The organism is Mesorhizobium sp. M4A.F.Ca.ET.090.04.2.1, from assembly GCF_003999085.1.
Lineage (GTDB): Bacteria > Pseudomonadota > Alphaproteobacteria > Rhizobiales > Rhizobiaceae > Mesorhizobium.
Genome location: NZ_RZOT01000154.1, coordinates 1 through 11,241, shown reverse-complemented (window position 1 = coordinate 11,241; position 11,241 = coordinate 1). Strand labels below are relative to the sequence as shown.

Genomic DNA, 11,241 nt, shown 5'->3' with positions numbered 1-11,241 from the left:
GTGTTAGTTCTGAGCCACCCCGGCTTCGGCTTCCACCTTCAGCCACAGCGCCTTTTCGCCGAGCGTGCGCACCAGGCCGGCATGCGCGGCGCGCTCGGCCTCGGTGAGGCGCGGCGGGAGCGCAATCGGCCGCGCGCCGATGGAGATGTCGATGTCGGCCACCTCGCCGGCGCCGTTCATCTGCACCGCCACCGCATCGAGGATCAGCGCCGCCTGCTTGCCGCCGATGAGCTCGATATAGACCTCGGCCAGCAATTCGGAATCGAGCAGCGCGCCGTGCTTGGTGCGGTGGGTGTTGTCGATGCCGTAGCGGCGGCAGAGCGCGTCCAGCGAGTTCGGACCCATCGGGTGCTTGCGGCGCGCCAGCGCCAGCGTATCGACGACGCGGCCGACATCGATGACGGGATGGCCGAGCCGGCCGAATTCGAGATTGAGGAAGCCGATGTCGAAATTGGCGTTGTGGGCGATCAGCTTGGCGCCGTCGGTGAAGGCCAGCCACTCCTCGGCGATCTCCGAAAAGATCGGCTTGCCGACCAGGTCGGCGGCGCTGATGCCGTGCACGGCCTGCGCCTCGGCATGAACCGCCCGCCCCTGCGGGTTGATGAATCTGTGGAAGGTGCGGCCGGTCGGGAAGCGGTTGACCAACTCGACGCCGCCGAGCTCGATGATGCGGTCTTCGCGCATGTCGAGGCCGGTGGTTTCGGTATCGAAAATGATCTCGCGCATCGAATCAGTCCACTCTGAACGAGCAGAATCATCCAACGGAACAAAATGGCAATGGGGACTGCTGACAGCAGGCGTCAGGAAGCGTCCTTGCCCGACTTATCCCCCGCCAATTCGGCGATGATGGCCGCGACCGCGGCGCGCGCGGCGTCAAAGCCCTGGCCGGTGTCGACGATGAAATCGGCCTGGCGGCGTTTTTCGGCATCGGGCACCTGCTTGGCGAGGATAGCGGCCAGCTTCTCCTCGCTCATGCCGGGACGCGCCAGCACACGCGCGCGCTGAACTTCGGCCGGGGCGGTGACGACCACGACCTTGTCGACGCGGTCGCGGCCGCCGGTCTCGAACAGCAAGGGAATGTCGAGCACGGCGAGCGGCGCGCCGGCGGCGCGGTGCCTGGCAAGGAAGGCGTCGGCATCGGCGCGGACCAGCGGATGGACGATCGCTTCCAGCCGCTTCAGGGCCGCGGCATCGCCGAGCACCCGCGCACCGAGCCTGGCGCGGTCGACGACACCCGCATCGGTGGTGCCGGGAAAGGCGGCCTCGACCAGCGGGCCGGCCTTACCGGCATAGAGGCGATGCACCGTCTCGTCGGAATCGTGCACCGGCACGCCGGCCTCGGCAAACATCTTCGCCGTCGTCGACTTGCCCATGCCGATCGATCCGGTGAGGCCGAGCACGATCATAGCCGGCGCCTCATCAATGGGCTTCGATGTCAGCGATGATCATCCGCCTGAGCTCGGCGGTGACCTCGGGCCGCTCGCCGAACCAGCGTTCGAACCCGGGCGCCGCCTGGTGCAGCAGCATGCCGAGCCCATCGACCGTCCACAGGCCGCGCCCCCTGGCGGCGGCGAGGAGCGGTGTCTCGAGCGGCACGTAGACGATGTCGGTAACGATGGCATGGCCGGGCAGGCCCGCCGGATCGGCGGACAGGCCTTCATTGCCATGCATGCCGAGAGCCGTGGTGTTGACGAGAAGGCCGGCATCGGTAAGCAGGTCGCCGACAGCATGGGCGCCATGCGCGGAGACGCCCTCGCCGAAACGGCGGCTGAGCTCCTCGGCCCGCGCCAGCGTGCGGTTGACGATGCGGATGTCCTTCACGCCGCGCTCGATCAGCGCCTGGATGGCAGCGCGCGACGCGCCGCCGGCGCCAAGCACCACGGCGGGGCCATTCGAAGCCCAGCCCGGCGCGTAGTCATCGAGATTGGCGGCAAAGCCGTAGGCATCGGTGTTGCCGCCCCACAATTGTCCGTCCTCGAACCACAGCGTGTTGACGGCGCCGATCGCTTCGGCCGCCTCGTCGCGACGCTCGACCTGCGCGAAGGCCGCCTCCTTGTGCGGGATGGTGACGTTGCCGCCCTGGAAGCCATTATTCCGAAGTCCGTCCACAAAGGCGGCGAAATTGTCCGGCGCGACATCGATGGCCTGATAGCTGCCGTCGATGCCGTACTTGGCCAGCCAGTAGCCATGGATTTTCGGCGAGCGCGAATGCGCGATCGGGTGGCCGGTAACGAAAGCTTTTTTCGCTGCCTCAGCCATCGATTGCTCCGAGCTCCCGCAGCTTCTCCAAAACCGGCAGAAGCGGCAGGCCGACGATGGTGAAATGGTCGCCCTCGATTTTTTCGAACAGCTGGATGCCCTCACCCTCGATCTGATAGGCGCCGACACTCGACAGCGCCTTGTCGCCGACACGCGCCAGATGGCGGCCGATGAAGGCTGGCTCCAGTTTGCGCATGGTGAGACTGGCGATGCCGACATGCCGCCACAGCACCGCGCCGTCGCGGGCAAGCACGGCGGCGCTGTTCAGCTGATGGGTCTTGCCGGACAGGGCGAGGAGATGGCGGCGGGCGCCTTCCATGTCGGCCGGCTTGTGGAACACCTCGTCGCCGAGCGACAGCGTCTGGTCGCAGCCGAGCACCAGCGCGCCGGGCCTGCGCTCGCTGACCTCGGTCGCCTTGGCCTCGGCAAGCACCAGCGCGACGTCCTCCGGCGACACGCCGCTATGCTTGAGCGGCGCCTCGAGCGCGCGCTCATCGACCTCGGCCGGCACCGCCTCGATCTCGACGCCGGCATTGACCAGCATCGCCTTGCGGAACGGGCTGCCGGAGGCGAGGATGATTTTCTCGGTCATTTTGTACTCGGACGCGGACAAGGGACGGTTGGTGTATGCAAAGCCTTGCTATTGTAGAGTTGGCGCCGCCCCTCATTGTCCTGCCGGACATTTCTCCCCGTATAGAGACGGGGGGAAAGGGCCAGCTTCAGCGCAGGCGCTCTTTCCAGCAGCGCTGGCGATTGGCGAAACCATAGACACCAGCGCCCCTCTCCCCGTCCCTATACGGGGAGAGGATGCCGGCAGGCAGGTAAGGGGCGGCGCCGACCTCCGCCAAGGTGACTCGCAAAACTAGCTTCTTTGCTCATCTATCTCGACTTTCCCCGCAGGGCAACGATCGCCGCCGCCGTCTCCTCGATCGAACGACGGGAGACATCGATCATCGGCCAGCCATGCCTTGTGCAGATCTGGCGGGCATAGGCGAGCTCCTCGTTGATCGCGGCGCGGTCGACATAGTCGGACGGCACGTATGTGCTGGTGTTGCCGAGGATGCGGTTCTGGCGGACATGCGAGATGCGCTCGGCGGTGGCGATCAGGCCGACGATCAAGGGCGTCCTGGCGTTGACCAGGCTCTCCGGCACCGGCACGCCGAGCACGATCGGGATGTTGGCGGTCTTGATGCCGCGGTTGGCGAGATAGATGCTGGTCGGCGTCTTGGAGGTGCGCGAAATGCCGATCAGCACGATGTCGGCATCGTCCATGTTGGCGGGCAGCTGTCCGTCATCATGCTCCATGGTGAAGTTCAGCGCATCGATGCGGCGAAAATATTCGGCGTCGAGCACGTGCTGGGCGCCGACGCGGCGGCCGGCCGGCGTACCGAGATAGGACTGGAAGACGGCAAGCACCGGCTCGAGCACCGAGACGCAAGGCAGGCCCAGCGCCGCGCAGCGCTCATCGATGCCGCGCGCGAGCTTCTGGTCGACGACGGTGTAGAGGATGATGCCGGGTTCTTCCTCGATATCCTCGAACACCTTGGCCACCTGCTTTTCGGTGCGGATCAGCGGGTAGATGTGCTCGATGGCGCGCGCGTCCTTGTATTGCGCGGAGGCGGCGCGGCCGGCCGCCAGCAGCGTCTCGCCGGTGGCGTCGGAAATCAGGTGCAGGTGAAAGAAGCTCTGGGGTTTGTTCACAGGCGCGGGTTCCAGGCTGTGGGCAGTTGTGGACAAGATCGGACAAAGACGCGAAGGGGGCGAGAGCGACTGTATCAGATGGTGGGTTGTCCACAATTCGCCCTGCTGTAGGCTTTGTCGGGGCGCTGGGGACAAAACTGGGGATCAACTTTTCTTGGCCGATTTCATCCACAGCCCGAAATTTGGGAGCGAAAGGCCAAGCTGCTGACTCGGAAGGAGAATTCCGGTTGTTCCCCAAAACCCTCCAAATCGCGATCGGGACCGCGCGACAATATGCTGACTGGCCTTTTCGGGCGGCAGGCTGGACAGGTCGCAACCACCACAACCAACAGACTCTTAGAATCAGAAGACTCTTTTAAAATAGATATTTGATTTAAGAGGACCCTTGAGAGGCGACGCTGAATGCCTGGAAAACGGATCATGCTGGACGTTTTGAGGGGCGAGCCTGTCTTTCCTCCGCCCATCTGGATGATGCGCCAGGCCGGCCGCTATCTGCCGGAGTATAGAGAGACCCGGAAGCGCGCCGGCTCCTTCCTCGATCTATGCTACGATCCGGACCTTGCGGTGGAAGTGACGCTGCAGCCGATCGAGCGCTTCGGCTTCGATGCCTCGATCCTGTTCTCCGACATCCTTGTGGTGCCCAACGCGCTCGGCCGAGACGTCCGCTTCGAAGAGGGCCGCGGGCCGATGCTGACGCCGATCTCGGCTTCGGAGATTGCGGGCCTCACCGGCGATTTGTTTCACGTGAATCTCGAACCGGTTTACGAGACCGTCCGCCGGTTGCGCGCCAAACTGCCTGACGAGACGACGCTGATCGGCTTCTGCGGCGCGCCGTGGACGGTGGCGACCTATATGATCGCAGGCCAGGGCACGCCGGACCAGGCGCCGGCGCGGCTTTTCGCCTATCGCGAGCCGGAGGCCTTCGCGCGGCTGTTGAAAGTGCTGGCCGATCATTCGGCCGCTTATCTCATCCGCCAGATCGAAGCCGGCGCCGATGTGGTGCAGATCTTCGATTCCTGGTCCGGTGTTTTGGACGAGCCTTCCTTCCAGGCTTTCTGCGTCGAGCCGGTGGCCGAGATCGCGCGGCAAGTGAAGGCGGTCCACCCGAATGTTCCGGTCATCGGTTTTCCGAAGGGCGCCGGCGAGCGCTACCGCGACTATCGCTCCAAGACCGGCATCACCGGCCTCGGCCTCGACTGGACGGTGCCGCTCTCGATGGCGAAGGAATTGCAGCTTGGCGGCGCCGTGCAGGGCAATCTCGATCCGCTCCGGCTGGTGGCCGGCGGCAAGGCGCTGGCCGACGGCGTGGACGCGATCCTGAGGACGCTGGGCGGCGGGCCGCTGATCTTCAACCTCGGACACGGCATCACGCCGGAGACGCCGATCGCGCATGTCGAGGCGATGGTGAAACAGGTGCGGAGCGCGACGCGCTGATGGCTGACAATACCAACAGCACCGGCCAGGCGATGAAGCGCATGGTGATCGGCATCGCCGCTCTGGTCGTCGCGACTGCGCTGCTTTACTTCGTGGCGTCCGACGGCTTCTACCTGTGGGCCAAGGCCATCCATGTCATCGCCGTCATCTCGTGGATGGCCGGCATGCTCTATCTGCCCCGGCTCTTCGTCTATCATGCCGATGCCGAGAAGGGATCGGCGCAGTCGGAAACCTTCAAGGTTATGGAGCGCCGGCTGCTCAGAGCCATCATCAATCCGGCGATGATCGCGACCTGGGTGTTCGGGCTCTGGCTGGCCTGGAAGGGCTTTGCCTTCCATGGCGGTTGGCTGCACGCCAAGATAGCGCTGGTGCTCGTATTGTCGGGGCTGCATGGCTATCTCGCCGGCGCGGTGCGGAAATTCGCCGAGGACAAGAATGAAAAGCCGGCGCGCCACTGGCGGATCGTCAACGAGATCCCCACATTGCTGCTGATCGTCATCGTCATCCTGGTCGTCGTGAAGCCGTTCTGAGGCTTCCCGCGACGGCGCAAAAGGCGGCTTGCTCTTTCAGACGAGCGACGATAAAAGACGGGTCTTCCTTCCCGTCATGCGCCGCCCCATTTTTTCGCTTTCGGCCGCGCCCGGCATTTGTCGCATCCAGCCGATTTTTCTCCCCAAAGCCTACCCAGAGTCCATCTAATGCAAGAAATGAAACTCACCGAGTTCAAGAACAAGAAGCCGCCAGAGCTGATCGCTTATGCCGAATCGCTCGAGGTGGAGAACGCCAGCGTGATGCGCAAGCAGGAGCTGATGTTCGCGATCCTGAAGAAACTCGCCGCCCAGGACATCGAGATCATCGGCGACGGCGTGGTCGAGGTGCTGCAGGATGGCTTCGGCTTCCTGCGCTCGGCCAATGCAAACTACCTGCCAGGTCCCGACGACATCTACATCTCGCCGTCGCAGATCCGCCGCTTTTCGCTCAAGACCGGCGATACGGTCGAAGGACCGATCCGCAGCCCGAAAGAGGGCGAGCGCTATTTCGCGCTGCTCAAGGTCAATACCATCAATTTCGACGATCCCGAAAAGATCCGGCACAAGATCCACTTCGACAATCTGACGCCGCTTTATCCAACCAAGCGGCTGAAGATGGAGGTCGACAATCCGACCTCGAAGGACATCTCGCCGCGCGTGATCGACCTGGTGGCGCCGATCGGCAAGGGCCAGCGCGCGCTGATCAACGCGCAGCCGCGCACCGGTAAAACGGTGCTGATGCAAAACATCGCCCACTCGATCACCGCCAACCATCCGGAATGCTATCTGATCGTGCTTTTGATCGACGAGCGGCCGGAAGAAGTGACCGACATGCAGCGCTCGGTGAAGGGCGAGGTGATCTCCTCGACCTTCGATGAGCCGGCCGCCCGCCACGTCCAGGTCGCCGAAATGGTGATCGAGAAGGCGAAGCGCCTGGTCGAGCATGGCCGCGACGTGGTCATCCTGCTTGATTCGATCACCCGCCTCGGCCGCGCCTACAACACCGTCGTGCCGTCCTCCGGCAAGGTGCTCACCGGCGGTGTCGACGCCAATGCGCTGCAGCGCCCGAAGCGCTTCTTCGGTGCCGCCCGTAACATCGAGGAAGGCGGCTCGCTGACCATTATCGCTACCGCGCTGATTGATACCGGCAGCCGCATGGACGAAGTGATCTTCGAAGAGTTCAAGGGCACCGGCAACTGCGAAATCCAGCTCGACCGCAAGGTGGCCGACAAGCGCATCTATCCCGCCATGGACATCCTCAAGTCCGGAACCCGCAAGGAAGACTTGCTGGTGCCGCGCGCGGATCTGCAGAAGATCTTCGTGCTGCGTCGCATCCTGGCGCCGATGGGAACGACCGACGCGATCGAGTTCCTCATCGACAAGCTGAAGCAGACCAAGACCAACGCCGACTTCTTCGATTCGATGAATACGTAGTCGGGATACAAGGCGAGGCGGGGAACTTCCCCTCGCCTTCTCGATCGTTGGCAAGCCAATCGCAGAGGTCAGCGCCGCCCCTCATTGCCCGGCCGGGCATTTCTCCCCGTGAACGGGGAGAAAGAGGCTGGCCGCAACGCCGGCACTCTTCTTGCCACGATGGCGATTGACGAAATCGGCAGCGACAGCGCCCTTCTCCCCGTTTACGGGGAGAAGATGGCGGCAGCCAGATGAGGGGCAGCGCCAACGCTCGAAGAGGGGGTTGGGGTTACGTGCCTGTTCCTCGCCGCAACAGCTTCCCCAACTCGTCCGCATCGGTAACCACTGGCAGGCAAACCTGCCCGGTGCACAGCCAGGCGCCCTGCTTGTCGGTCGGCGGCACCACCCCACCCGGCAAGCTCGGTCGATTCGCTTCCGTACCGACCGCAACGACGATATCCACCCGGCGCGGGTCGGGATTCCGATTCGCAACCGGAACGAGGCTTGGACTCTCTAGATTGTCGATCAGCACCAGCTTCAACGGCTCGAGCGCCAGCGCGCAGGCATTGACGATGCCAGCCTGGCCATAGGCCTGTTGCGCGGCGCGGCCCATGGCATGCTCGGCCGTCGTCCAGGCCTTTTGCTCCATGTCGAAATCGCCGGTGACTAATGCCAATCGCACCAGCGCCTCGATGATCTGGGCGGAGGCGGACGGGATTGCCTCGTCGACATCGCCGCGGATGCGGATCGGAACATCAGCACTGTCGGACGCGGTCAGATAATAGCCGGTCTTGTTGCCATCCTGGTGCCAATGATCGAGCTGTCCGATGAAATGCCTGGCGCGATCGACATAGGCCGTCTCGCCGGTGGCCTCGAAGAGTGCGATGGCGGCGTTTGTCATGGCGGCATAGTCGCTCGACAAGGCCGGGAACAGTTTCCTGGCGCCTAGCATGGAATGCGGCAGGCGGCCGTCATGGCTCGCTTCGACGATGTGGGCGAAGGCCCGCGCGGCGGCCTCGATCCAGTCGGGTCGCTGCAGGGCACGGCCGGCGTCGGCAAGCGCGGCGATCATCAGGCCGTTCCAGTCGGTCAGCGCCTTGCCGTCGCGGCCGGGCCTGACGCGCCGTTCCCTGGCGGCCAGGAGCTTCTGCTTCAACGGCAGGAACAAGGCTTGGTCGACGATGCTTTGCTTTTGCTGGCCGGCGGTTTGGCGGATGATCGGCTTGCCTTCCCAGCCATGCGGGCTAGCGAGGCCGAAGTATTTGAAAAACAAGGCCGAATCGTCGCCAAGCACGGCTTCGACCTCGTCGCGGTTCCAGGTGTAGAACAGCCCCTCCTCGCCGTCGCTGTCGGCATCGAGGCTGGCGGCGAAGCCGCCGCCATCGACCAGCATCTCGCGCAGCAGCCAGGCGGCCGTCTCTTCGATTCGTATCCGGAATAAATTATTGCCGGTGGCGGCAAACGCCCAATTGCACATGCGCAGGAGCTGGGCGTTGTCATAGAGCATCTTCTCGAAATGCGGCACCAGCCATTCGGCATCGGTCGAGTAGCGGCTCAATCCACCGCCGATGTGATCGTAGATGCCGCCGGCCAGCATTTTCTCCAGGCTGAGCAGGACAGCGTCGCGATGCGAGGCAACCCCGTCGCGCAGCCACGACAGCCAGAGCGTCTGCATGAATGGCGCGTTGGGGAATTTCGGCGCGCCGCGCAAGCCGCCCAGATCGCGGTCGATCATGCCGTCGATGCGGCCGGCAAGATCGCTGAGCGTGTCCCGATCGAGCACCGCCTTGCCATGGCTTCCCGCCAGCCGCGCCTCGACATGGCTGGTCAGGCCGTCGGCGCTTTGGCCAAGGCTCTCCTGCTTCTCCCGCCACGCCTTGTCGACCGCTTCCATGACCTGGATGAAGCCTGGCCGGCCGTAGCGGGCCTCGCGCGGAAAATAGGTGCCGCCCCAGAACGGCTTGCCTTCGGGCGTCAGGAACATGGTCAACGGCCAGCCGCCCTGCTCGCCCATGGCATGCAGTGCCGCCATATAGATCTGGTCGATGTCCGGCCGCTCCTCGCGATCGACCTTGATATTGATGAACAGCCGGTTCATGACGGCGGCAACGGCGTCGTTCTCGAAGCTTTCATGCGCCATGACATGGCACCAGTGGCAGGCGGCGTAGCCGATCGACAGCAGGATCGGCCGTCCGAGTTCCCTGGCTTCGGCGAGCGCCGCGGGCGACCAGCCCCGCCAATGCACCGGATTGTCGCTGTGCTGCTGCAGATAGGGGCTGGCCTCTTCGGCCAGCAGGTTTTGCGCGGGCAAGGTCACGACGGCAAACTCGGTTAACGATGTTGCGCGGGAAGCTAGGGCGGTTCGGTAGAGCGGGCAAATGATTTTGAGCGATTCGATTGTTGCCTTGTCGAGCGGACGCTTGCCGGCCGGCATCGCCGTCATCCGAATTTCCGGTCCGAAGACTCGATTCGTGGTCGAAACGATTGCCGGATCAGTGGTTAAGGAGCGTCGTGCGGTCTATCGCAAGCTGACAGCGGCGGATGGATCGGTGATCGACCGGGGTTTGGTTCTCTTCTTGCCGGGCCCCGGCAGTTTTACCGGCGAGGACATTGCCGAGTTCCAGGTTCATGGCGGCCGCGCCGTGGCGGCCAAGATGCTGGAGACCATCACGGGCTTTGACGGCGTCAGGCACGCAGAGCCCGGCGAATTCACGCGCCGCGCCTTTCTCAACGGCAGGCTCGATCTGGTCGAGACCGAAGCGCTGGCCGATCTCGTCAATGCCGAGACCGAGGCGCAGCGGCGCTTTGCCGTGCGCAATGCCGAAGGGACGCAAAGCGAGCTTTACGCCGAATGGCGGCGGCGGCTCATCCATGCGCGGGCGATGATCGAGGCCGAGATCGACTTTGCCGACGAGGAGGACGTGCTGGGTTCCGTTTCGGACACGGTCTGGTCGGATGTGCGGGCGATGATCGGCGAGATCGATCGCCATGTCGACGGCTTCCGCGCCGCCGAGGTCATCCGCGACGGGTTCGAGGTCGTTATTCTCGGCGCGCCAAACGCCGGGAAATCCAGCCTGTTCAACGCGCTCGCTCGGCGTGAGGCCGCGATCGTGACCGACGAACCCGGCACCACGCGCGATCTGCTCGAAGTGGTGCTTGACCTTGAAGGGATGCGAGTCCGCGTCATCGATACGGCCGGTTTAAGGGAGGCGTCCGGTAAGGTCGAGGCGATCGGCATTGAGAAAGCGCGCGCGAAGGCGGGTGGTGCAGATCTGCTGCTGCTGCTCGAGGATATGGCGGCGCCCGTCGACGCCGGCGCGGTGCCGTCCGATGCGCCTCTGCTGAGGATCGGGACAAAGGCGGACCTTGTTGCGGACGGGCCGGCTTTTGACCGCTCGAAGCTTTATGACGCGGTGATCTCGACCAAGGATGGCACCGGACTGGCGGAGCTGCTAGCCGAGGTCGGGCGTCGCGCTGCAGCGGCTGCCGGGGAGATCGGCGACGTCCTGCCATCGCGCTTGCGCCATGTCGAATTGCTCAAGGAGACAAACTTCCACCTGGGAGCGGCGCTGTCGGTACAGCGAGGCCAAGAACTGCGCGCCGAGGAGCTACGCCTGGCGGCGGATCGGCTCGGGCGAATCACCGGTGCGGTCGACGTTGAGGACCTGCTCGACGTGATCTTCTCACAATTCTGCATCGGCAAATGACTCACGTGAAACATTGTCGGGGGTAGGCGGATAGCGCGATTCACGTGAAACACCGGGCTTCCAGACGACAGGCATTGTTTCACGTGAAACGAGACCGCTCCTACGTTCTTGACAGCGGAGCCCCGCAGGGACATGTCTCCGTCATCCTCAGTCTTTGGAATTGAAAAGATGAACGATCACTATGATGTGGTTGTGGT

Annotated in this window: 10 protein-coding genes; 4 read left to right on the top strand and 6 right to left on the bottom strand. The window is 64.0% G+C overall.

The genetic code is table 11. The annotated features are described in order from the left end of the window. Positions 1-3: 3 nt before the first annotated feature. From dnaQ to EN781_RS13230, 5 genes are all read right to left on the bottom strand, one after another. Positions 4-726: a DNA polymerase III subunit epsilon gene (gene dnaQ, locus EN781_RS13255; RefSeq protein WP_126057319.1), complete on the bottom strand. Its 723-nt coding sequence runs from the start codon at positions 724-726 to the stop codon at positions 4-6. Between the two features lie 74 nt (positions 727-800). Continuing rightward, complete coding sequence (gene coaE, locus EN781_RS13250; RefSeq protein WP_126057320.1) at positions 801-1,406, bottom strand: dephospho-CoA kinase; 606 nt, start codon at positions 1,404-1,406, stop codon at positions 801-803. 13 nt (positions 1,407-1,419) lie between these two features. Then, positions 1,420-2,259 carry a shikimate dehydrogenase gene (locus tag EN781_RS13245; protein WP_126057321.1) on the bottom strand — a complete coding sequence of 280 codons (840 nt, stop codon included), beginning with the start codon at positions 2,257-2,259 and terminating at the stop codon, positions 1,420-1,422. Next, positions 2,252-2,851 carry a Maf-like protein gene (locus EN781_RS13240; protein ID WP_126057322.1) on the bottom strand — a complete coding sequence of 200 codons (600 nt, stop codon included), beginning with the start codon at positions 2,849-2,851 and terminating at the stop codon, positions 2,252-2,254. Before EN781_RS13240 ends, EN781_RS13245 begins: the two co-directional genes overlap by 8 nt. 287 nt (positions 2,852-3,138) lie before the next feature. Beyond that, positions 3,139-3,960, bottom strand: coding sequence for a pyruvate, water dikinase regulatory protein (locus EN781_RS13230; protein WP_127400051.1), 822 nt, complete (start codon positions 3,958-3,960; stop codon positions 3,139-3,141). A gap of 402 nt (positions 3,961-4,362) precedes the next feature. Between EN781_RS13230 and hemE the strand changes: the two genes are divergently transcribed. The 3 genes from hemE (at position 4,363) to rho (ending at position 7,358) form a co-directional block, all read left to right on the top strand. After that, positions 4,363-5,394, top strand: coding sequence for a uroporphyrinogen decarboxylase (hemE, locus tag EN781_RS13225; protein ID WP_126057324.1), 1,032 nt, complete (start codon positions 4,363-4,365; stop codon positions 5,392-5,394). After that, the gene (hemJ, locus tag EN781_RS13220) at positions 5,394-5,924 is read left to right on the top strand and encodes a protoporphyrinogen oxidase HemJ (RefSeq protein WP_126057325.1); all 531 of its coding nucleotides are present in this window, start codon (positions 5,394-5,396) and stop codon (positions 5,922-5,924) included. The genes hemE and hemJ overlap by 1 nt, the downstream gene beginning before the upstream one ends. A gap of 168 nt (positions 5,925-6,092) precedes the next feature. Then, positions 6,093-7,358, top strand: a complete 1,266-nt coding sequence (rho, locus tag EN781_RS13215) for a transcription termination factor Rho (protein WP_112098117.1) — start codon at positions 6,093-6,095, stop codon at positions 7,356-7,358. 268 nt (positions 7,359-7,626) lie between these two features. Here the strand turns inward: rho and EN781_RS13210 are convergent, their stop codons facing one another. Next, positions 7,627-9,654 carry a thioredoxin domain-containing protein gene (locus EN781_RS13210; RefSeq protein ID WP_126057326.1) on the bottom strand — a complete coding sequence of 676 codons (2,028 nt, stop codon included), beginning with the start codon at positions 9,652-9,654 and terminating at the stop codon, positions 7,627-7,629. A 61-nt stretch (positions 9,655-9,715) separates the two neighbouring features. Between EN781_RS13210 and mnmE the strand changes: the two genes are divergently transcribed. Next, positions 9,716-11,044, top strand: coding sequence for a tRNA uridine-5-carboxymethylaminomethyl(34) synthesis GTPase MnmE (gene mnmE / locus EN781_RS13205; protein ID WP_126057327.1), 1,329 nt, complete (start codon positions 9,716-9,718; stop codon positions 11,042-11,044). Positions 11,045-11,241 lie beyond the last annotated feature (197 nt).